The organism is Chromohalobacter sp. 11-W, from assembly GCF_029889905.1.
GTDB lineage: Bacteria > Pseudomonadota > Gammaproteobacteria > Pseudomonadales > Halomonadaceae > Chromohalobacter.
The window spans coordinates 27,429-48,707 of record NZ_JARANZ010000012.1 but is presented as its reverse complement, the minus strand read 5'-3'; the positions used below and the strand labels follow the sequence as shown (position 1 = coordinate 48,707).

The window sequence follows — 21,279 nt, the reverse complement described above, 5'->3', positions numbered from 1 at the left end:
GCGCCTTGGTGGCGGAACGGGTCGTCGTCACGGGCGTGTCTCCTCGCCACGGGAATGTGAAAAGAGCGGCACGCGCTTCAACCATAGGCGCAATGCCTCGAAGTGAATGCCGGCCAGCGTCTTGAGGCTCATCCAAGGGGCTCGTGCCAGGGCGGCAAGCCATGCGCGCCGTCCCGCGGGAGCGAAACGCAGACTCAGCGTGGCATCGAAATGGCGTGTCTCCTCGCGCCATGCCTCCATGTGCATCAGCAGGTGCTCGCTTGGCGTGTTGAAGCGCCAGCGATAGCGCATGTCCATGGGGTTGAACGGCGAGACATGCAGAGCCTTGTCGAAATGCGCACCATGGACATGACGTGTCGGTGTCACGGAGTAGGCATAGACGTGGCGCTCCCGCCACGGCGTGTTGGTCACTTCGCCGAGGATGGCGCGCAAGCGTTCGTCATGGTCATAGACGTAATACAGCGTGATGGGGTTGAAGAGCACGCCGCATAGGCGCAACTGGGTCAACATGCGGACGGGGCCTGCGGGTGCGGCCTCGCCCAGCTCATCACGCAATCGCTGATGGACCGCCGTCTTGAGTGGTAAATGCGTGGGGCCCAGATAATCTTCGCGGCGAAAGCGCGCCAGCGCCGCGCGGCGTGCACTGAAGCCCGGCAGTGCATCGAAGAGCTCGGGCAACTCGTCCAGGTCGAGCCAGGCCATCCATACGCGGTAGGTGAAGCGATGCGCGCGCGGCGTGAAGCGCCGATGACGCAGCTCGCCCAGGGCCACCCGGCTATGCAAGAAGGCGCTCATGCCGGGACGTCTCCAGGCACCGCGGTTGTCGACGAGAAAGACCCTTGCAGGATGCCGGAGTCATCGCAGCCCAGTGTGCGGGCTACGCGCAGCGCGCTCCAGACGCCATCCTCGTGGAAACCGTGGCGCCAGTACGCGCCGCAGAAATGCGTGCGATGGTGCGGACCGGAGATTTCCGCATGGCGTTGCTGGGCGGCGGCCCCCGCCAGCGTGAAGCAGGGATGACGATAGACGAAGCGCCGCAGCATGCAGTCGGGGGCGATGGCGTCGCTGTCGTTGAGCGTCACGCAGAAACGCGTCGCGCCTGGCAGATGCTGGAGGCGATTCATGTCGTAGGTCACCGAGATGCGGGCGTCGTCTTCGCGCCCGTCGATGCGATAGTTCCAGCTCGCCCAGGCGCGGCGTCGACGTGGCAGCATCCGGGTGTCGGTATGCAGGACGACGTCATTGTCTTGATAGGGCAGGGCATCGAGGATCTCGTGCTCCGCGTGGCTGGGCGAGGCCAGCATCGCCAGTGCTTGGTCGCTGTGGCAGGCGAGTACCACCTGATCGAAACGCTCCCGGCCTTGACGCGTGGTCAGTGTCACGCCCGTCGCGTCGCGCTCGATGCCCAGCACCGGGCAAGCCAGGCGGATGCGCTGGGCGTAGGCGGCCGTCAGCGGGGCTATGTAGCGTCGCGCGCCGCCCACTAGCGTGTACCACTGTGGGCGATTGTTCACCGACAGCAGCCCATGATGATGGAAGAAACGTACGAAGGATGTCAGCGGGAAATTCGCCATGTCGCGCTCGCTGGCGGACCAGATGGCGGCGCCCATGGGCAGCAGGTAACGGCGCTGGAAAGTCTTGCCATAGCCACCCTGCGTCAGATACTCGCCCAGCGTCATGTCCTCCGGCAAGGTGCCATGTGATAGATCGCGTACCGCGTGGCGATTGAAGCGCAGGATATCGCGCAGCATGCCGTGAAAGCCGGGGCGTAGTAGATTGCGACGCTGGGCGAACAGGGTGTCGAGGGTATGGCCGTTGTATTCGAAGTCTTCGTGCGTGGCATGCACCGAGAAGCTCATTTCGGTGGCTTGTGCGGGCACATCCAACTGCGCCAGCAAGCGCTGAAAGTGCGGATAGGTGCGGTCGTTGAAGACGATAAAACCGGTATCGATGGCATGCTGGCGCCCCTCCAGTTCGACATCCACGGTCGCAGTGTGGCCGCCGAGGTGCTCGTTGGCCTCGAACAGTGTCACCTCGTGGCGTTGCGAGAGGTAATGGGCGCAGGCCATGCCGGCGATGCCACCGCCGACCACCGCGATGCGTGAGGCGGGCACGTTCATGAGCGGTCCTCTTCGGCGGTATTGCGGGTCAAGAGACGCCCGAGGCGATGACGTAGCCCAGGCGGCAGAATGCCCGCCAGCTTTACCAGCAAGGTGAAACGACGCGGGAAGTGGATATCGAGTGCACGTTTCTCCAGGCCGCGCAGGATGGCCTCGACGGCGGTCTCGAGCTCGACGCGCATGGGCATGGGAAAATCGTTGCGCTCGGTTAGCGGCGTGCGCACGAATCCGGGGTGTATGACGCTGACATCGATGCCTTCCGCCGCCAGATCCAGTCGCAGGGACGCGAGGAAGTAGCTGATTGCGGCCTTGGATGCACCGTAAGCTTCGGCGCGCGGCAGCGGAAAATACGCCGAGGCGCTGGAGACAGCCGCCAAGTGCGGACGTTGTGTGCCATGGCGAGCGCGACGCAGTAGTGGCAGTGCCGTATCGATGGCATACAGCGTGCCGTGGAGATTGGTGGCCAGCACGCGCTCGATGAGGTCGACATCGAAGTGTCGCGCGTCCACGTATTCGCAGGTGCCGGCGTTGAGCAGGGCCAGCTCGAGGCCACCGAAGACAGCCTCTATGTATTCCCCGGCGGCGGTGACCGAGGCGCGATCAGTGAGGTCGGCGGGAACGACCAGGGCGTTCTCGAAGGGGGCCGCCAACGCCTCCAGGGCATCGCGTCGACGTGCGGTCAGCGCAACCCGGTGGCCCTCCTTCAGCAACCGCACGGCAAGTGCCTCGCCGATGCCCGAGGTGGCGCCGGTCAACCAGATGCGCTGGGGGGCTGCTGATGTGGTCATGCGCTCTCCTCCAGGTGATGCCCGCTGACTAGTGCGATGAAGATGTTGGACGCATGCGCCGCTTGAGCCATCGGATCAGCGTGCTGAATACGGGCAGGTGCTCGTAAAGCATTGCGCCGGCATCGAAGTAATCGCGTTGCTGGCAGATTCGTTCGCCGCGAAAGGTCAGCCGCGAACACCCCGCGACCTCGACTTCGCGTCCGCCGGCAAGTCGAGGGTGCGTGAGATGCATGACCCAGTCGACGCAGGCGTCATCGCCCTCACGCTGATAATGCCCGGTGTCGAAGCGACACTCGGTCACGTTGGCGAGCATCTCGGCGTAGTAGTGCAGCAACACATCGCGCCCTTCGATATGGTGTAACGGGTCCGTGAACGACACATCTTCAGTGTAGAGGTTTTCGAGGTCTTTTGTACATGTCTTGTCCAGCTTTTTAAAGACATGACAAAACGCCTCCAAGGTCGGGTCCTGGCGCATGCTGTCCTCCGAAAAGGGCAAGGGTCTGTAACGTGGGTCGGGGCGCGCGGTTACGTCGTCAGTGACTTGAAGGCGTCCAACGCACGTTGGCGTGCCGCCTTGTGGTCGACGATGGGCTCGGCATAGCCGGTTTGCCGGCGTTGCGCAGCGTCGGGGAAAAAGCGTGACTTGAGCGGCAACTCGGCCAGCTCCGGCAGATATTCCGCGATGAAGTGGCCTTCCGGATCGAAGCGTTCCGCCTGGGTGGTCGGGTTGAAGATACGAAAATAAGGCGCGGCATCGGTGCCGGTGGAGGCGGCCCACTGCCAGCCACCATTGTTGGAGGCGAAGTCACCGTCGACGAGGTGGCGCATGAAGAAGGCTTCGCCACGTCGCCAGTCGATCAGCAGGTGCTTGGACAAGAACATCGCCACGACCATGCGCAGGCGGTTGTGCATCCAGCCATGCTGAACCAATTGGCGCATTGCGGCGTCGACCAGCGGATAGCCGGTACGCCCTTCGCACCAAGCCTGAAACCCCGCGTCATCGTCGCGCCAGGCCAGGGCCTTTGTATGCGACTGAAAGGGGCGGTGGCGGTTGATGTCGGGGAAGCTGGCGGCGATATGCAGATAGAACTCGCGCCAGATTAATTCATTGGCCCAGGCGGTGAGGCCGGCGTCGCCGTCGGCCAGGTGCCCCTCGTTGTTGCTCATCACCGCGTGTAGGCACTGGCGATGCGAAATCATGCCCAGCGACAGGTAGGGAGACAGCTCGCTGGTACCGGGGAGCGTGGGGAAATCGCGCTGGCGCTTGTAGTGATGGCCGCGGAAACGCAGGAAGCGCTCGAGCCGGTCGCCGGCCTCGTCCTGGCCCGCAGGCCACAGACTCGGGTCGAGTGGCGCGTCGGCCATCGTCTCGAGATCGCGAGAAGGCGGCGGATCGGCGTCGATGGCCAGTGGGGCTTGGGGCTCAGGTTCTTCCACCAAGGCGATGCGGCGTGACGCCAACTGGCGATGCCAAGCCTTGGCGAACGGCGTGAACACGCTATACGGCTCGCCCTTGCCGGTGAGCAGCTCGCCGGGGGCGTAGGCGACGGCGTCGGTATGCCCCCAGGCTGCCAGTCCTGCCGCCTGAAAGGCAGATTCCACCGCCGCATCGCGGCGGCGCTCGTTCAGAGGATATTCGCGATTGAAGTGCAGTGCGCTGGCGCCGTGCTCACGCGCCAACTCGAGCAGCGCTGCGGGTGCCTCGTCGAAGGTCGCGATGCGTCGCTGCAGCAACGGAATATTGAGACCGGCCAAGTGCTCGCGAAGCGCTGCTACGCCGCGCAGCCAGAAGTCGACCTTGTTGGCGCCGTGGTCGTGGCGTTGCCACTGTGGAAGGCTGGTCAAAAAAACGGCGATTACCGGTCCGCGTTCGGCGGCGGCATGCAAGGCGCGGTTATCGAAGGTTCGCAGATCGCTGCGGAACCACATCAATTGCACTTCGGACATGGCCAATCCCTGGCGCAGGTATGAGAGTTAGCGTCCCAGCAGCCCATGTAGGCGACTGAGTGCGGTGGGTAGTTCGTCGCCGAGCGAGGCGACCTGAGTGTTTTCCAGTTCTGCACTGCGGATGCGTGCCACAGGGCCGACTAGGCACAGCGGCATCTTGAGCTGCTCCGCCAGACGCGGCAACTGACGCCGAATGAGATCGCTGCGCTCGGCATAGCCACTGGTCATGAGCACGGCCTCTGCCTTGAAACGCTCGGCGGCCAGCGGCAACTCGTTGAGCGGCAAGTCGGCATCCAGCCATTCGACCCGAAACCCCGAGGCCGACGCGACCAGCGCCAAAAGTAGCAGGCGCAACAGGTCGCGCTCCTCGGGCAGGCGCAATAGCAGTAGGCGCGCGCCCCGCGTGGCTTGATTGGCGTGGTACAGGCGAATGGCGACCCGCGTACGCAGGAAACTTTCCAGCAAGCGGCGCTGCAATTCGGCACCGAACTGATCGCCCCAGCGCTCCTCGAGCTGATCGATCACCGGTTGCCATAATTCGGTCACGCACAAACCAGCGGGATAAAGCGCCATGCTGCGGTTGAACAGGACTTCCAACGTATCGCTATCCAGTGCGTCGACGGCCTGCAGCAGTCGCTGGCGCTGGCTTTCCCAGTCGCTGATATCCGGCGGCGGGACATCATTGACTGCGGGTTCGGCCTGCTCGAGCAGATCGCGTACTTGGCTGACGGGAACGCCCCGATTGAGCCATTGCAGAATGCGTTCGACGCGGCGTATGTCCTCGCGTGCATAGAGACGGTGTCCCTTGGGGGTACGCTGCGGACGGATCAGGCCGTAGCGGCGCTCCCAGGCGCGCAAGGTCACGGAATTGACGCCGGTCAGCCGTGAGACCTCGCGGATCGGGTACAGCGGCGAACTGGCCGGATCCATCGCCTGTTCACTCATGCGCTTAGGTTCCTCCTGTGAATCTTGCCACTTAGCATGGGGGATGAAGTTGTACGTCGCAATAGTTTTGTACAATCTCCATCACGTCTTATTTCTCCGGCGACGCCTCTGCGCGGGCTGTCACGATGCCCGCCAATGCCTCGACGAAGGCGGGGTGCTGGCCGACGGGGTCGAGCAGCGTCAGTGCCGCTTGGGGGTACTGCGCGCGCAATGCCTCGAGCTGGGCTGGAACGTCCTGACGCAGGTGGCGCCCGGCGGCAAAAAATAGCGGCAAGATATCGAGGCGTCGATGGCCCGCGTCATAAAGTTCGGCGACTCGGGTTTCCAGCGAAGGTTCGCTTAGCTCCATATAAGCGATGACCGCGGGGGTCTCGAGGCGCGCGCGCAGGTCGTGCTCGAGCGTCTCGAAGGGCGCGCGCCAGCGCGCATCGCTGGAGCCATGGGCAAGTAGTATCAAGGCGTGGCTCATCGAGCGATCTCCTGTGGTGAATGACGTGGCGCCTTGCATGGCGGAAAGCCGCGTGGTGGGCGGCCATGAGCTATGCTTTGCAATCAGGCTAACGCATATTTACCTGGACAACTCTAGCAAACTGTACAACGGTCGTATAATACGTATTCGGAGAGTCATCATGCGCATCCTGATCACCGGCGGTAGCGGTTTCGTCGGACGGCTGCTCTGCCAGCGCCTCCACGAGGCTGGCCATCGGTTGATGGTGGTGTCGCGCTCGCCAGCTCGGGCGCAGACGCATCTGCCCGAGGGCATCGAGGTCCGCGAGTCGGTCATGGCATTTGCGGACGACGCCCCCGAGGCGATCGTCAATCTCGCCGGCGAGCCGATCGCCGACAAACGCTGGAGCGAGACGCAGAAACAGCGATTGCTCGAGTCGCGACTGACCATCACGCGCGAGCTGGTGACGTTGTGCGAGCGCCTGGAGACGCCGCCTCGGGTCATGGTATCCGGGTCGGCCATGGGTTTTTACGGCGATCAGGGGGAGCGCGACGTTACCGAGCAGACGCCACCCACCGATGAGTTCGCCCATCGCCTGTGTGCGCAGTGGGAATCGGCGGCGCGGGCAGCCGAACCGCTGGGCGTGCGGGTCGCGCTATTGCGTACCGGGCTGGTGCTCGATGCCGGTGGAGGGACGCTGAGTAAGCTGCTCCCGCCTTTCCGGCTGGGTCTCGGTGGTCGTCTGGGGAGCGGGCGTCAGTACATGCCGTGGATTCATCGCGAGGATCTAGTGCGCATCGTGCTGTTGTTGCTCGAGCGGGATGATCTCGAAGGGCCTTTCAATGCTTCTGCGCCGCATCCCGTCACCAATGCCGACTTCACGCGTACCGTGGCGCATCATCTGCATCGACCGGCACTGATGAAGGTGCCCGCGGGTTTGCTGCGGCTGGCCCTGGGCGAGATGTCACGCTTGCTGCTGACCGGCGCCCGTATGCGCCCCGCGCGCCTGGAGGCGGCGGGGTTCACGTTTCACTATCCGACGTTGGACAGCGCCCTGAAGGCGATTCTCGGACGCTGACGCGTAGTCTCTCGACCTAGGTTTACTCGGGTGGATCGACGGTGACGATCACACGCACTGCGTCGAGGCGCAGCCGCGTGGCATCGATGGCCGTATCCAGCGCCTGGCGCTCGTGGGTGAGGGCGTCGATTTCCGCGTCGCGCACTGCCGGATTGTGGTGTGCCAAGGCCTTGAGACGGGCCAGCTCGGTGTCCAGCGTCTCGCGCATGCGCGTCTGTGCGGCCTCGACGATGCTCGGCAATTCGTTTTCGGCCTCGCCCTCGGCGTTGGTCAAAAGCTCGCGTAATTGTGCATGGCGCGACTTGATCAGGTCGCGCGCGACGGCTTTCTTGACCTTCTTGAGGTTCTTCGCCAGGCCCCCGAACGAGACTTTCTGAGTCAGGTTGGCGCCCGACTCGTCGAGCAGCAAGCGAACCGCCGTGGGTGGTAAAAAGCGTCCGACATTCAAATGTTTGGGCGCCGGGCAATGGGTCCGAAATACCAGCTCGGCCATCAGTCTACCGCCGGGAATCGAGGGGTGCTGAAGCAGTGCCAGCGCCGTGTTACCCAAGGTGCCGTCGAGAATGCGCTCCATCATTTCGCGCACTAGGGGATGCTCCCAGGAGAGGCGCTGCACGTCGTCGCGGGCCAGGGCGCGCTGCCGGTCGAAGGTGGCCGAGAAGCCTTCCTCGCCTTTGACCAGTCCTGGCAGGCCGTCGAGCATGTGCGGCCCCGCCAGCAAGTGCTGGATATCGCCGCCCAGGTCGCGACTCTCGACGCCAAACACGTCCAGGGCCTTGTCGACGTAACGGGGCAGTGTGGTGTCTTCGTCCAGTTCGCGGATGGCCTCGGTGACGGCCTGGGCGCGTTCCGGACGGCAAGCGTTCCATTCCAGGAGCCGGTCGCGGCCGGCCTCATGTGCAGCGAGGCGGCTTTCGAAATAGGCGCGTGTTTCCGCGATGACCTCTTCGAGGGAATTGTTGTCGAGCAGGGAGTCGGCCACGGTATCGCCGAAGGCATCGTAGAGCTCGCTGCCGATGCCATGCGGGGCGTTGAAGGCACGCATCCCCTCGTCGTACCAACGCAGCAGGCGCTCGCCGGGGCTATCTTCGAACACCGGCACGTAGAGCTCAATGGCGTGTTGCTGGCCGATGCGGTCGAGGCGGCCGATGCGTTGCTCGAGTTGATCGGGATGCGCGGGTAGATCGAACATCACCAGATGGCGGCAGAACTGGAAGTTGCGCCCCTCGGAGCCGATTTCCGAGCACACCAGCACCTGGCAACCGTCTTCGTCGTCGGCGAAGGCCGCCGCGGCCCTGTCGCGCTCGATGAGCGTCATGCCCTCGTGAAAAACGGGAGCCTGGAGACCGCCCAGCACGCGTAGTGCCTCGCTGAGATCGCTGGCGGTTGTGCGGTCGTGGGCGATGACCAGCACCTTGTCGCGGCCGACCTCGGTCAAGCGTTCCAAGAGCCAGGTCACGCGCGGATCGATCTGCCACCAGGGTTCGGCATTGAGCGCACCGACGCCTGACGAAACGTCGCCCGGCGAATCGTCACTCAGCGCACGGTACATGGCGTCGGGATAGAGCAGTACCTCGGGATGATCGAGCTCGGTGGCGATCAGCAGGTCATCGAGATAGTCCATGTCGCGATCCAGCTTGCGTAGCTCGCGGCGGTAGCTGGAAGGCGGGGTCAGGCGCGTAACGTGCAAATGGCGCTCGGGGAAGCCAGCGACATGGCGGCGGCTGTTGCGGAACATCACGCGGCCGGTGCCGTGACGGTCGAGCAACTGCTCGCGGAGCTGGCGGCGGGCGCTATGCTGCTGCGCCTCGTCGCTTTCGGGGTCGAACAGCGTTTCGAGCAGCGCCTGGCTGTCCGCGTCGTCGATGACGGCGCCCACGGCGTCGCGATCCGCGGCATCGCCGGGCAGGCGTTCAAGGGCGTCCACCGCCTCGGCGACCTTGGCATAGCCTGCTTCTTCGGCGGCGAAGGCCTCCAGGCTGGTGTAGCGCTCGGGATCGAGTAGGCGCAGCCGCGCGAAGTGGCCGGCTTGGCCCATCTGCTCGGGGGTGGCGGTGAGCAGCAATACACCGTCGATGACACGCGCCAACTGCTCGACGCAGGCATAGCCGGGGCCGCTGGCCTCGGGCGTCCAGTCGAGATGATGGGCCTCGTCGACGATCAGTAGATCCCAGTCGCAGGCCTGGGCCTGGGTTTGGCGGTGCGGATTGGCGAACAGCCATTGCTGACTGGCGAGTACCAACTGGGCGCTCTCGAAGGGGTTGCCCGTGCTGTGTTGGCTCTGCTGTTCGTCGAGCAGGGTGAAATGTAGCGAGAAGCGGCGCAGCATTTCCACCAGCCATTGATGGCTCAGGCTGTCGGGCACCAGGATCAGGGCACGCTCGACACGCCCAGTGAGCAGCAGACGATGCAGGATTAAACCGGCTTCGATGGTCTTGCCCAGGCCCACTTCGTCGGCAAGCAGTACGCGTGGCGCATGACGGCGCGAGACCTCATCGGCGATGTACAACTGGTGGGGAATGAGGTCGACACGTGGTCCGGCCAGGCCGTTCGCCGGGTGCTGGGCGATGCGGTGATAATGGTGCAGGGTGCGGTAGCGTAGCTCGAACCAGTCGTTGCGATCGACCTGACCGGTAAGCAGTCGATCGCGCGCCTGCTGAAAACGCATGCTATCGGCGAGGCGGCTTTCGGGAAGCTCGTCGTATTCGCCGTCCGCCGTCTCGACGATATAGACCAGTAGCCCGTCGGCTTCCTTGGTGTCGTCGACGGTCAGCGTGCGGCCGTCGGCGACTTCGATCCGGTCGCCGGCGCCGAAGACCACGCGGGTTAGCGGCGCCTGGCGAACGCTGTAGGTGCGCGTTTCCTGGCTGGCGGCAAAGAGAACGGTCACGCTTCGGACGTCACAGCTCAGGATCGTGCCCAGCCCCAGCTCGGCTTCGCCGTCGCTGACCCAGCGCTGGCCCGGAATGAATTCGCTCATGATGCCTCGGGATGATGATGTAACGGTACGTGGCGCGCCGTCTTGCCGGGGGAGCATGCAGGACGGCGGGGCGCGGTATTCTACCGGAAAGCGGCGAAGGGCTTAACAGGCGATTGCGTTTTCAGGTCGTGGGCGATAGCCAGCGCATGAGATGCGCCGTGGAAATCTCGCCTGCCTGGTAATCGCGAAGCCTGCCGTGGGCGTCGAGGCGCATTATCAGCGGCAGTGCGGGCATCCCGAAATAGGCCTGCAGACGTTGGTGTGGGTCACGCAGGTCATGGGTGAAGGCGGTATGCCGAGCATCGAGATAGCGCGCGGCTTGCAGCAGGGTCTGGCCTTCGTTGATCGTCACCACGGTGGCATCGCGCTTAATATCGGTGAGCCGTGCCAGCGTGCGGCGGCATGCCCGACAATCGCTGCGCCACAGCACCACGATGAGCGGAGGCGCCGACGCCAGCGTTGCGATGGGCGTCGGGGTGCCATCGAGCGCGTTCAAGGTCAAATTCGGCAAGTGCGCGGACGGAGGCTCGACCGCCAGCGGCTGCCAAGCGTTCAAGCCCCACCATAGCGCACTGCACGCCATTAGAGCGCCAGTGGCCAGTCGTATCCGGCGCGCGGGAAGGTCGCGCAAGCGCCACAGCGTCCACGCAACGGCGCCGAGCAAGGCGCCCAGCGGGTGATACCCGGACTGCCACAATGTGATGGCCTCGAACGGTGCCTCGCGGTAAGCCTCGAGATGAAGCGCGACATACAACAGGCGAGCCCCGATCAGCGCCGCCACCAACGTACCGCTCAACCACTGGCGTCGACGTGTGCGGGGTAGGCGCAACAACGTGCCCAGCGCCAATAGTGCGAGCGCCGCGACGGTGGCATATAGAGGCGCAGGTGGAAGCGGCACGTGGCCGAGCATGATCGGCGGCATGGGATCCTCATGGTGGCGATGACGAATCGCGATGCTGGACACGTTACACTAACGCCCTTGGAGTCGCCTCTTTAAAGCGTGGTGGCTGGGTTGAAGCCCTCGCGCGGCGATTAGGACGAGACGGAACGGGGAGAATGCATGGTGAGTTCGCGCTATGGGATCGATGGGTTGCGCGCGGCAGCCATCGCCAGTCAGGCCCTGGGGTTCATCCTGATCATGACGCTGGAAACGTGTCTGGGCGACGCGGCGCGCCCCTGGCAGGGCGCGACTCTGGCGCTGATGCTTCTCGCTGCATGCTGGGTGGCGCTGATGCGCCGCTATCGTCGCAACAAGCAGCGCCGGGCGATGGCCGAGCGGGTCAGACGGGCCAAAGGAGACGATGAGTGAGGGGCTCGTCAAAGAGTCTGTCCATGCGGGCCCAAGTGTTGGCAGCGGTGTGGGTCGAGGGCCAGCAGCATCAGCTGCCAATCACCGGGTAGTGGCATGGTCAAGACCCGCCAAGCGCAGCCACGTGAGGCGCTGGGATGTTCGCGCGACGCTTCCAGGCAGCGTGCGCCCTGGCTAATCAGCCGGGGCGCAAGACGCTCGAACTCCACATTGTCGGCTTCCAAACGTAGCGTGCTGGCGGGTGCCTCAGGGTATTCTTCAAGCAGTAGCACATGACTGTTGTGGCCTTCGCGGTGCAGCTCAAGATAAGCGCTGTACGAAGTACGTAACAAGACGGTCAGTCCCAAGTGTGCCTGTAACCACTCGAGCAAGGGCGCAAGACGCGCGACATGAAGCGCGGTGGGCTCCAGCGATAAGCGTTGCATGATGGACTCCCAAGACGCCGGCAGGCATATCCATCAGTATGGATGCTGATGCGCCGCAGGGAAGCACTGCATGACTATGGTGAGGATGTAAAACGTCTATCGACGTTTTGATGCACATGTCTTGGTGAGTGTTCTGGTAAAGCGTAAAGGAGGGTTGGCACATCCGTGTGCCATTGAGCATCCTAGCCTTGTCACAGTGTGCTTATGCGCCAGGATTATCGATAATCTGGGTTAAGTAGTGGTAACCATCGGCGTATCAGCTCAACTCTTCCACCTCGATACCGTGCCGTGTCAGCTATCCTTTCTGCTGCTCATAGTCCGGCATGGCACGCTCCAGGCGACGCCACAACGAGAACCTGAATGCAGGCTCTTGGGGAAACGCGTAAAATAGAGGCTATTGAATGAGGAGGACTTACATGACAGCTTCCACAGCGCTCAAAAAACGTCGCACGGTGGACCGAAAAGCTCTGCTGAAGGCCGTTGCCACGTCCACTGCCGTGGAAACTGGTAAGCCTAGTCACGCCATCGAGACAGCGCTGCGCACTCGTAAGTCTCGCTTCAAGTCCCTGCCGCTTTCTTGACGCGTTCTATCATCGGCCCGTAATCGCCGCTCAGGCCGGCGTGGATCGCGCCGATGTAGGCGTCTTTGTTCTCGCTCCAGTCGTGGTAGTCCAGCAGGCTCATCCCTGCCTGATAAGCCATGGCATCGGCTAGCAGGCGTGCGATGCGACCGTTGCAGTCCCGAAAGGGGTGGATCAGGATCAGCTCGACATGCACCTGAGCGATCGCGCTGATGGCCGTTTCCCGGGCCATGCTACTGCATGGTGTCAGTGGGGTCAGCCATTTCTTGTCGAGTTGATGCAGTAAGTTGGGCACCTGAGCCGCTGCCGCAAATGGAAAGCCGTCCTTTTCCAGGTTGACCTGACGCTCCTCTCCTGCCCAGCCGTAGAGGCTACCCAGCCAACGGTGGTGCCAACGCTTCAACGTCTCGGTATCGATGGGCTGGTCTTCTTCCAACGTGCTGAAAACGTCTTCATAAAGCTTGAGAAGCAGCTCGGTTTCCGCTTCATCCAAGCTTTCCTGATCGGTAAGGCCCAACTTGTTGGCCATGACCTTGCCATCCGAGCCAGGCTCGGCACTGCCTTGGGCGCCGGAGGCATGATAACGGCTCATGAGCTGCTCCTTCCGATTCTTGTTGCCCGAATGATTTCAGGTTGTTTTCGCTTCTTCGCGATCTGTCAGCGACTATTGCCTCAGTAGGTCAGTAAGGATTTTGACCTCAGTATTATGGATCTTATTTTCTTGGCCGAGGACTTCTCGACGCTTGGAGCCCGTTATAGAGTCTGGGGAGCGCCGCAACCAAAAACGGCCACCGCTCCGAAGAGCTAAGTGGCCGCTTTTGCTTGTGTTCTTGGTCGGAGTAGCAGGATTCGAACCTACGACCTCTGCCTCCCGAAGGCAGCGCTCTACCAAGCTGAGCTATACTCCGTTCGCGCCGGGGGTGCCGGCTCGACGGGGCTGCATTATACGCATCCGCGGTGCGCGCGCAACCCTTTTGCGAGGCGCTGGATCAGGTTTGGCGCTCGACGGCGAGATGGGCGAGTTCGGCCATGCTGTCGCGGTAGCGGCTCTCGGGTAGCAGCTCGAGCTGAGCGAGGGCGCGGTCGGCCATTTCCACGGCGCGGCGGCGGGTATATTCCAGCGCGCCGGTATCGTTGACGATGGCCAGCACCTCGTCGAGATGGTCGAGCCCGCCTTGGCGAATGGCGCGCCGAATCATCTTGGTCTGCTCGGCATCGCCGACGGCCATGGCATGGATGAGCGGCAATGTGGGCTTGCCCTCGGCTAGGTCGTCGCCGACGTTCTTGCCCATGGCGTCGGCATCGCCCTGATAGTCGAGCAGGTCGTCGACGAGTTGGAAGGCCAGGCCTAGATAGCGTCCGTAGAGCTTGAGCGCCTCTTCCTGCGCGGGGCTTGCCTCGGCGAGCACCGCACCGCTATGGCTGGCGGCCTCGAAGAGCATGGCGGTCTTGCCTTGGATGGTGTCGAAGTAGGCGGCCTCATCGATATCGGGGTTGCCGATATTGGTCAGCTGCAGCACTTCGCCTTCGGCGATCACGCAGGTGGCGCCGGAGAGGATCTCCATCACGCGCATCGAGCCGACCTCGACCATCATCTGGAACGAGCGCGAATAAAGGAAGTCACCGACCAGCACCGAGGGTGCGTTGCCCCAGGCGTCGTTGGCGGTGGCCTTGCCACGGCGCAGATGCGATTCGTCGACCACGTCGTCGTGCAGCAGCGTCGAGGTATGCATGAACTCGATCAGCGTGGCCAGGGTCACGTGGCGATCGCCTGGATAGTCCAGTGAGCGCGCCGCGAGTAGCACGAGCAGAGGGCGCAGCCGTTTGCCGCCACTTTCTATGATGTAGTGGCCAATGGTTTCGACGAGGGGAACCCGGGAAGCCAATTGGGCGAGAATGGTGCGGTCGACGGCGGCGAAATCATCCGCGACCGCCGCATGGATGGGCGATGCGTTGGGCTGCATGGGTCGGCTTGTCGCAATAAGGGGTTGGGCCGCCTCATTGCGGCCTTGGGCTCGGGCTATGCTAGGGGGCCCCCCGGAAGGCGTCAAGGCGCATGCCGGGGTCTCGCCAGGCCGCGTCAGTTATGGCATGAAAGACGCTTGCCCGGCATGCCCGAGTGTCGCTATAATACGCGGCTCGACTCATCATGCTCCCTGTCAGATGGCTGCCGGAAGGGGCGCCACTCGCCGCAGGCCGATGAAGAGCGCAACCCCGATGAGTGCTGGAGAGTGACATGTACGCAGTAATCAAGAGCGGTGGCAAGCAGTACCGCGTTCAGGAAGGCCAGACCCTGAAGCTCGAGAAGCTGGAAGTGGCCACGGGTGACACCCTCGAGCTCGACCAAGTTCTGCTGGTCGGCGATGATGATGATATCAAGGTCGGCGCGCCGCTGGTCGACGGGGCCAAGGTGACGGCAGAAGTCGTTTCACATGGTCGTGGCGAAAAGGTGCAGATCATCAAGTTCCGTCGCCGTAAGCACCAGATGCGTCGTCAAGGCCATCGTCAGTGGTTCACCGAAGTCAAGATCACCGGAATTTCCGCGTAAGCGATATTCCCTAGATAACGCGAGGTATTTGCAATGGCTCATAAAAAGGCTGCCGGTAGTTCTCGTAACGGTCGCGATAGCGAATCCAAACGCCTTGGTGTCAAGCTGTTCGGTGGCCAGGCGGCGACCGCCGGCAACATCATCGTTCGTCAGCGTGGCACCAAGTTCCACGCGGGCAGCGGCGTTGGCATCGGCAAGGATCACACCTTGTTCGCTCTGAACGAAGGCGTGATCAAGTTCGAGACCAAAGGTCCGAAAAACCGCAAGTTCGTGAGCGTCGTCTCCGCCTGAGACCGCCACGAACGGTGAAAGGAAAGGCCCCGCTCAGGCGGGGTCTTTTCGTATAGGGCGGCCGTAGCCGTCGGGAGAAGTGTCCATGCAATTCGTCGACGAAGCCTCGATCATTGTGGAGGCCGGTAAGGGCGGCAACGGCTGCCTGAGTTTCCGGCGCGAGAAGTACGTTCCCAAGGGTGGGCCGGACGGCGGCGACGGTGGGCACGGCGGCAGCGTCTATCTGATCGGTGACGACGCCCTCAATACACTGATCGACTTCAAGTATCAGCGTTTCTACAAGGCGCCTAATGGGCAGCCGGGCCAAGGCCGCCAGATGAGCGGCCGCAACGGCGAGGACCTGCACGTCAAGGTGCCGGTGGGGACCACGGTGATCGACGAGGATACCCTCGAGGTGATTGCCGACGTGACCGAGATCGGCCAGGTCGAGCTGGTGGCGCAGGCGGGCCGTCGAGGACTGGGCAATATTCACTTCAAGTCTTCTACTAACCGGGCGCCGCGCAAGACCACGCCAGGCACCGAAGGCGAGCGTCGCAACTTGCGCTTCGAGATGAAGGTGATGGCCGACGTGGGCTTGCTGGGCGTGCCCAATGCCGGCAAGTCGACGCTGATTCGTGCCGTCTCGGCCGCCAAGCCCAAGGTCGCCAACTATCCTTTCACCACGCTGGTGCCCAACCTCGGGGTGGTCAAGCTAGGTACGCACGAGCATTTCGTGATGGCTGACGTGCCCGGCCTGATCGAAGGCGCATCCGACGGCGCGGGCCTGGGGCTTCGATTCCTCAAGCACTTGACCCGCACGCGGTTGCTGCTGCATGTCGTCGATGTGGCGCCGTTCGATGAAAGCGATCCCGTGGAGAGTGCGCGGGCCATTGCGCATGAGCTCGAGCAATTCTCTACCACGTTGGCCGAGCGGCCGCGCTGGTTGGTGCTCAACAAGCTCGACTTGCTTCCCGAGGAAGAGCGTCAGGCGACGGTCGACGACATCGTCGCGCGTCTGGAATGGACGGGGCCGGTGTTCCGGGTGTCGGCGATCAGTAGCGAGGGTACCCAGCCGCTAGTGCAGGCGGCGCATCGTTGGCTGACCGAGCAGCGCCAGCTCGAGGCGGAAGACGAGGCGGCCTTCGAGCATGAGCGCGAGATGCGCCAGCGCATGGAAGATGAGGCCGTGGCGCGTGCCGAAGCGCGCATGTCGCACAAGCGCAAGCCGGCCCAGGAAGATGACGATGACTTCGACGATGACGATTACGACGTCGAGGTGGAATACGTCCCCTGAGTCGAGGCTAGAAGGGAGAGAAGCCGGTGAGTGAGTCGCAGTCGACGAGCCGTGATGCCTTGCGTGGTGCGCGGCGTGTCGTGATCAAGATCGGCAGTGCATTGTTGACCAACGATGGACGTGGCCTCGATGCCGAGGCCATCGGTGGTTGGGTCGATCAGATCGCCTCCCTGCATGCGCGCGGTGTCGAGGTCGTGCTGGTTTCGTCCGGGGCGGTGGCCGAGGGCATGGCGCGTCTGGGCTGGGCGTCCCGGCCCTCGGCAGTGCATGAACTGCAAGCGGCCGCCGCGGTGGGGCAGTCGGGTCTATCGCAATGCTACGAGGGTCACTTCGCGCGTCACGGTCTGCGCAGCGCGCAAGTGCTGCTGACGCATGATGATCTTTCCGACCGCAAGCGTTACCTCAATGCGCGCTCGGCATTACGCACGCTGGTCGCGTTGCGCGTGGTGCCGGTGATCAACGAAAACGACACCGTGGTCACCGACGAGATCCGCTTCGGCGATAACGATACGCTGGGTGCGCTGGTGGCCAACCTTCTGGAAGCGGACGCGCTGCTCCTGCTTACCGATCAGGAAGGCTTGTTCGATGCCGACCCACGTCACGATCCCGAAGCGCGGTTGATTAGCGAAGGGCGTGCCGACGACCCTGCCCTGGCGGCGGTTGCCGGTGATGGCGGTGCCTTGGGGCGCGGCGGGATGACCACCAAGGTGCGTGCTGCTCGCCTGGCGGCGCGCTCCGGCGCGCTGACGGTGATCGCCAGCGGGCGTCAGGCGTCGGTACTCACGCGGCTGGCGGAAGGCGAGACGTTGGGCACGTTGTTGATGCCGGATCATGCGCCGTTGGCGGCGCGCAAGCGGTGGTTGGCGGGGCAACTCCAGGTGCGCGGCACGCTGGTGCTCGACGATGGCGCCGTTGAGGTGTTGCATCGTCATGGCTCGAGCTTGCTGCCGGTGGGCGTGCGGCGTGCCGAGGGTGCCTTCAAGCGCGGTGACATGGTGGTCTGCGTCAACGAGCAAGGCACCCGAGTCGCCAAAGGGTTGGTCAACTACGGCAGTGACGAAGCGCGGCGTATCGTGGGTCAGCCCAGTCATCGTATCGAGGCGTTGCTTGGCTACATGGAATCGCCGGAGCTCATTCATCGCGATAACTTGGTCATCATCTGAGGGCGCGATGTCGAGGCGTCGGTCGGTGAACCTATAGCCGTTTCCACGTGGACCGTGCTAGAATGCCGCATCCTCTCAGACACGGCCCGTTGATGGGGCGCCTCGCGAGTGGCGATCCCGTTTTGGCCGATTCGCGTGAAGTGGTAGAAAGGTCATGCGAATCAATTTCTTACAGAATATGACTGTCAACATCTCCAAGGAGTAGACGGTGGCGAACACCAAACAGGCCCGTAAACGCGCCCGCCAGGCGGAGCAGCGTCGTCAGCACAATGCCAGCCAACGCAGCATGGTGCGCACGTATATCAAGCGCGTCGTCAAGGCGATCCAGAACGGCGATCACGGTCAGGCCATGACCGAGTTCAAGGCGGCACAGCCGGTCATCGACCGCATCGCCGACAAGGACGCGATCTCCAAGCGTAAGGCTGCACGCATCAAGAGCCGTCTGAACAAGCGAATTAAGGCCCTGGCTGCCTGAAGCCGGGACTTGGCGGTAACGCGTGAAAAAACCGGCTTCGGCCGGTTTTTTTGTAAGTGGCGCTTGGAGGGCGTTTACAAAACAGGCGCGCGAAGCCCTTTTGTAAACATCCTCTTGGGTGTCGACTCCGGGTGCGTGGAGGTCGTCGGTGACGGGTAAGCAATCGCAGGCAGTGCCAGAAGAGGGCGCATCGCCAGGGCCGGAGTCGCGGTCTTCGGCGCGTGGCGGTCTGTTGCGTTCGGGGATGGTGGTCAGCACGATGACCATGCTCTCGCGCGTGCTGGGGTTGGCGCGCGATGTCGTGATCGCGGCTTTGTTCGGGGCCGGTAGCGGCGCAGATGCCTTCTTCGTCGCCTTCAAGATTCCCAACTTCATGCGTCGCCTGTTCGCCGAGGGCGCCTTCAATCAGGCGTTCATTCCGGTGCTGTCCGAGTATGCCACCCAGCGGACCCGCGAGGAGGTACGCGAACTGCTCGATGCGGTTTCGGGCAGTCTCGGCGTGATACTGGCCCTGCTCAGCGCCGTGGCGGTGCTCCTCGCGCCTTGGTTGGTGTGGCTGTTTGCGCCAGGCTTCAGCGCCGACCCGGGCAAGCTGGCGCTGACCGCCGACATGCTGCGCTTGACGTTTCCCTATCTGTGGCTGATTTCGCTGACCGCCTTCGCGGGTAGCGTGCTCAACACCTGGAACCGTTTCGCCGTGCCGGCGTTCACCCCGGTGCTGCTCAACCTGTCATTGATCGGCGCGGCGCTGGGACTGACGCCTTGGATGCAGGACCCGGCCATGGCGCTGGCTTGGGGCGTGCTGATCGCGGGTGTCGTGCAACTGGGGTTTCAAGTGCCGTTCTTGGCACGTTTGGGGCTGACGCCACGTCCCTGGCCCAACTTCCGGCACCCGGGCGTGCGTCGCATCTTGGCACTGATGGCGCCGGCGTTGTTCGCCGTGTCGGTGTCGCAAATCAATCTGTTGTTGGATACCGTGCTGGCGTCGTTGCTGGCGTCGGGTAGCGTGTCCTGGCTCTACTACTCGGATCGCCTGGTGGAATTGCCGCTGGGGGTGTTCGGCGTGGCGCTGGGCACGGTGATCCTGCCGGCGCTCTCCAAGCGGCACGCCGAGCAGTCGCCCGAGCATTTCGCGAAGATGCTCGACTGGGCGCTGCGCGCGGTGTTGTTGATCGGGTTGCCTGCGGGCCTGGCCTTGGTGCTGCTGGCCGAGCCATTGCTGGTGAGCCTGTTCCACTATGGGGCGATGACGGATCACGATATCGTGATGGCGGCACGCAGCATGCGAGCCTATGCGTTAGGTCTGTTGCCCTTCATGCTCATCAAGGTGCTGGCGCCGGGGTACTTCGCACGTCAGGACACCAAGACGCCGGTCAAGATCGGGGTCGTGGCGATGGTCGCCAACATGGTCTTGAACCTGCTCTTGATTTGGCCGCTGGCGCATGCGGGGCTGGCGCTGGCCACGGCGCTGTCGGCGTTTCTCAATGCCGGCTTGCTGGGCTGGGGGCTACGCCGGCGCGGCGTACTGACGTTTCAGCCGGGCTGGGGACGCTACGCGTTGACAGTGGGCGGCGGCTGCGTCGGCATGGGGGCCGGGCTTTGGTGGCTATGCCCCGAATGGCATCAGTGGCTGGCCTGGGGCGTATGGCAGCGCGCGGCGACATTGCTCGGGCTGACCCTGGGCGGTGCCCTGGTCTACTTTGGATGGCTGGCGTTGTGCGGCGTGCGACTCAGGCATTTCCGTCTGGGTGGCTGATGGGAGGGCAGTCATGGCTGTCAGTCGTGGCCCCCTTGGTTATAATCGAACGTTTCACCGGCATATGAACGGCACATGGAACTGATCAGAGGACTGCACAATCTGCGCGAGGCGGGCCCGTGCGTGGCGACGATCGGCAATTTCGATGGCGTACATCGCGGCCATCAGGCGATCCTCGATCAGCTCAAGAGTCGCGCCACGGCGTTGGGGTTGCCGATGACGGTGGTCGTCTTCGAGCCCCAGCCACGCGAGTATTTTGCCGGCGAGCAGGCACCGCCTCGTTTGAGCCGGCTGCGCGACAAGGTCGAGCTGCTGGCCGAATACGGTGCCGAGCGCGTCGTTTGCCTGCCCTTCAATGCCGCTCTGCGAAGTCTGACGGCCGACGAGTTCATCGAGCGCGTGCTGATCCGCGGCCTGGGCGTCAAGCATCTCGTCGTGGGTGACGACTTTCGTTTCGGCTGTGACCGGGCGGGCGATTTCGCGTTGCTGCAACGCGTGGGCGAACGTTGTGGTTTTGAGGTCGAGCATACGCGTACTTTTGCCCTCGACGACGATCGCGTCTCGAGTACCCGGATACGCACCTTGCTGGCCAGCGGCAATTTCGCTCAGGCCACGCGGCTGTTAGGGCGCCCCTATCAACTCTCGGGGCGTGTGGTTGCCGACCGGCAGTTGGGGCGCACCATCGGCGTGCCCACCGCTAATCTGCCGTTGACGTCGCGTTCCCTGGCATTACGCGGTATCTATGCCTGCGTCACGCGGTTGCCCGATGGCCGCGAGCTGCCGGGGGCGGCCAATATAGGCTGGCGGCCGACGGTAGGCAGCTCGCGGCCGGTGTTGGAGGTGCATCTGTTCGATTTCGAGGGTGACCTCTATGGCCAACGTCTCACAGTCGTGCCCTGCGCGCGGCTGAGAGGCGAGGTCAATTTTGCGGGGCTGGAGGCCCTGACGCGTCAGATTCATGCCGACCTGGCGCAGGCACGTCGCTACTTCCGCACGGCGACACCGCTCGATGCGGCTGCACTCGAGCTGCCGTGTGCTTCGACTGGCTGGACTTATCCGCTGGCCTCGGCGCCCCTGGCGCCCGAGCCTTCGACTTCCGACTCCTCGGCCGGCGCTCGCCCGGCCGACCAAGACGATGGCTGACCTTCCGCT

22 protein-coding genes and 1 tRNA gene are annotated in these 21,279 nt (G+C 63.4%); 10 read left to right on the top strand and 13 right to left on the bottom strand.

Annotation, left to right across the window (positions count from 1 at the left end; translation table 11 throughout):
- Window positions 1–27: 27 nt before the first annotated feature.
- The 7 genes from OP494_RS15235 to OP494_RS15205 all read right to left on the bottom strand — a co-directional run bounded on the left by OP494_RS15235 (window position 28) and on the right by OP494_RS15205 (window position 6,269).
- The gene (locus tag OP494_RS15235; protein WP_280542094.1) at window positions 28–795 is read right to left on the bottom strand and encodes a DUF1365 domain-containing protein; all 768 of its coding nucleotides are present in this window, start codon (window positions 793–795) and stop codon (window positions 28–30) included.
- The gene (locus tag OP494_RS15230) at window positions 792–2,120 is read right to left on the bottom strand and encodes an FAD-dependent oxidoreductase (protein WP_280542092.1); all 1,329 of its coding nucleotides are present in this window, start codon (window positions 2,118–2,120) and stop codon (window positions 792–794) included. Before OP494_RS15230 ends, OP494_RS15235 begins: the two co-directional genes overlap by 4 nt.
- Window positions 2,117–2,908 (bottom strand): SDR family NAD(P)-dependent oxidoreductase, encoded by a 792-nt coding sequence (locus OP494_RS15225; protein WP_280542090.1) that lies wholly within the window; start codon window positions 2,906–2,908, stop codon window positions 2,117–2,119. Before OP494_RS15225 ends, OP494_RS15230 begins: the two co-directional genes overlap by 4 nt.
- A 28-nt stretch (window positions 2,909–2,936) precedes the next feature.
- Entirely contained in the window at window positions 2,937–3,383 is a 447-nt protein-coding gene (locus OP494_RS15220; protein WP_280542088.1) for a nuclear transport factor 2 family protein, read from the bottom strand.
- A gap of 50 nt (window positions 3,384–3,433) precedes the next feature.
- On the bottom strand, window positions 3,434–4,855 hold the full coding sequence (gene phrB / locus OP494_RS15215) for a deoxyribodipyrimidine photo-lyase (RefSeq protein WP_280542086.1): 1,422 nt from the start codon (window positions 4,853–4,855) through the stop codon (window positions 3,434–3,436).
- A gap of 27 nt (window positions 4,856–4,882) precedes the next feature.
- Window positions 4,883–5,800: a MerR family transcriptional regulator gene (locus OP494_RS15210; protein ID WP_280542083.1), complete on the bottom strand. Its 918-nt coding sequence runs from the start codon at window positions 5,798–5,800 to the stop codon at window positions 4,883–4,885.
- Between the two features lie 88 nt (window positions 5,801–5,888).
- Window positions 5,889–6,269, bottom strand: a complete 381-nt coding sequence (locus OP494_RS15205; protein WP_280542081.1) for a CbiX/SirB N-terminal domain-containing protein — start codon at window positions 6,267–6,269, stop codon at window positions 5,889–5,891.
- Between the two features lie 160 nt (window positions 6,270–6,429).
- On the opposite strand from OP494_RS15205, the gene OP494_RS15200 reads away from it, so the two are divergent.
- The gene (locus OP494_RS15200) at window positions 6,430–7,326 is read left to right on the top strand and encodes a TIGR01777 family oxidoreductase (protein WP_280542079.1); all 897 of its coding nucleotides are present in this window, start codon (window positions 6,430–6,432) and stop codon (window positions 7,324–7,326) included.
- A gap of 22 nt (window positions 7,327–7,348) precedes the next feature.
- Here OP494_RS15200 and rapA read toward each other — a convergent pair whose 3' ends face one another.
- Both rapA and OP494_RS15190 read right to left on the bottom strand, forming a co-directional pair.
- Window positions 7,349–10,306, bottom strand: coding sequence for an RNA polymerase-associated protein RapA (rapA, locus tag OP494_RS15195; RefSeq protein WP_280542077.1), 2,958 nt, complete (start codon window positions 10,304–10,306; stop codon window positions 7,349–7,351).
- A gap of 121 nt (window positions 10,307–10,427) precedes the next feature.
- Window positions 10,428–11,270, bottom strand: a complete 843-nt coding sequence (locus OP494_RS15190) for a TlpA disulfide reductase family protein (RefSeq protein WP_280542075.1) — start codon at window positions 11,268–11,270, stop codon at window positions 10,428–10,430.
- A 96-nt stretch (window positions 11,271–11,366) separates the two neighbouring features.
- Here OP494_RS15190 and OP494_RS15185 point away from each other — a divergent pair, with 96 nt between their 5' ends.
- Window positions 11,367–11,615, top strand: coding sequence for a hypothetical protein (locus tag OP494_RS15185; RefSeq protein WP_280542073.1), 249 nt, complete (start codon window positions 11,367–11,369; stop codon window positions 11,613–11,615).
- 8 nt (window positions 11,616–11,623) lie between these two features.
- On the opposite strand, the gene OP494_RS15180 is transcribed toward OP494_RS15185, so the two are convergent.
- Entirely contained in the window at window positions 11,624–12,040 is a 417-nt protein-coding gene (locus OP494_RS15180) for a hypothetical protein (RefSeq protein ID WP_280542071.1), read from the bottom strand.
- A gap of 416 nt (window positions 12,041–12,456) precedes the next feature.
- Here OP494_RS15180 and OP494_RS15175 point away from each other — a divergent pair, with 416 nt between their 5' ends.
- Complete coding sequence (locus tag OP494_RS15175; RefSeq protein WP_280542069.1) at window positions 12,457–12,621, top strand: hypothetical protein; 165 nt, start codon at window positions 12,457–12,459, stop codon at window positions 12,619–12,621.
- On the opposite strand, the gene OP494_RS15170 is transcribed toward OP494_RS15175, so the two are convergent.
- The 3 genes from OP494_RS15170 to ispB form a co-directional block, all read right to left on the bottom strand.
- The gene (locus OP494_RS15170) at window positions 12,599–13,213 is read right to left on the bottom strand and encodes a Fic family protein (RefSeq protein ID WP_280542066.1); all 615 of its coding nucleotides are present in this window, start codon (window positions 13,211–13,213) and stop codon (window positions 12,599–12,601) included. The two genes, OP494_RS15175 and OP494_RS15170, sit on opposite strands and share 23 nt — an antisense overlap.
- A gap of 239 nt (window positions 13,214–13,452) precedes the next feature.
- Window positions 13,453–13,529, bottom strand: a tRNA-Pro gene (locus tag OP494_RS15165).
- Between the two features lie 81 nt (window positions 13,530–13,610).
- On the bottom strand, window positions 13,611–14,585 hold the full coding sequence (ispB, locus tag OP494_RS15160; RefSeq protein WP_280542064.1) for an octaprenyl diphosphate synthase: 975 nt from the start codon (window positions 14,583–14,585) through the stop codon (window positions 13,611–13,613).
- 272 nt (window positions 14,586–14,857) lie between these two features.
- Between ispB and rplU the strand changes: the two genes are divergently transcribed.
- The 7 genes from rplU to ribF all read left to right on the top strand — a co-directional run bounded on the left by rplU (window position 14,858) and on the right by ribF (window position 21,270).
- Window positions 14,858–15,169: a 50S ribosomal protein L21 gene (gene rplU, locus OP494_RS15155; RefSeq protein ID WP_040239266.1), complete on the top strand. Its 312-nt coding sequence runs from the start codon at window positions 14,858–14,860 to the stop codon at window positions 15,167–15,169.
- A gap of 33 nt (window positions 15,170–15,202) precedes the next feature.
- A complete protein-coding gene (gene rpmA / locus OP494_RS15150; RefSeq protein ID WP_040239264.1) occupies window positions 15,203–15,460 on the top strand; it encodes a 50S ribosomal protein L27 in 258 nt (85 codons plus the stop codon).
- Between the two features lie 85 nt (window positions 15,461–15,545).
- Window positions 15,546–16,733, top strand: a complete 1,188-nt coding sequence (gene cgtA / locus OP494_RS15145; RefSeq protein WP_280542059.1) for an Obg family GTPase CgtA — start codon at window positions 15,546–15,548, stop codon at window positions 16,731–16,733.
- 26 nt (window positions 16,734–16,759) lie between these two features.
- Entirely contained in the window at window positions 16,760–17,896 is a 1,137-nt protein-coding gene (proB, locus tag OP494_RS15140) for a glutamate 5-kinase (RefSeq protein WP_280542056.1), read from the top strand.
- Between the two features lie 208 nt (window positions 17,897–18,104).
- Window positions 18,105–18,371, top strand: coding sequence for a 30S ribosomal protein S20 (rpsT, locus tag OP494_RS15135; protein WP_178999527.1), 267 nt, complete (start codon window positions 18,105–18,107; stop codon window positions 18,369–18,371).
- 172 nt (window positions 18,372–18,543) lie between these two features.
- Entirely contained in the window at window positions 18,544–20,127 is a 1,584-nt protein-coding gene (gene murJ / locus OP494_RS15130; RefSeq protein WP_280542157.1) for a murein biosynthesis integral membrane protein MurJ, read from the top strand.
- 75 nt (window positions 20,128–20,202) lie between these two features.
- Complete coding sequence (gene ribF, locus OP494_RS15125) at window positions 20,203–21,270, top strand: bifunctional riboflavin kinase/FAD synthetase (RefSeq protein ID WP_280542053.1); 1,068 nt, start codon at window positions 20,203–20,205, stop codon at window positions 21,268–21,270.
- Window positions 21,271–21,279 lie beyond the last annotated feature (9 nt).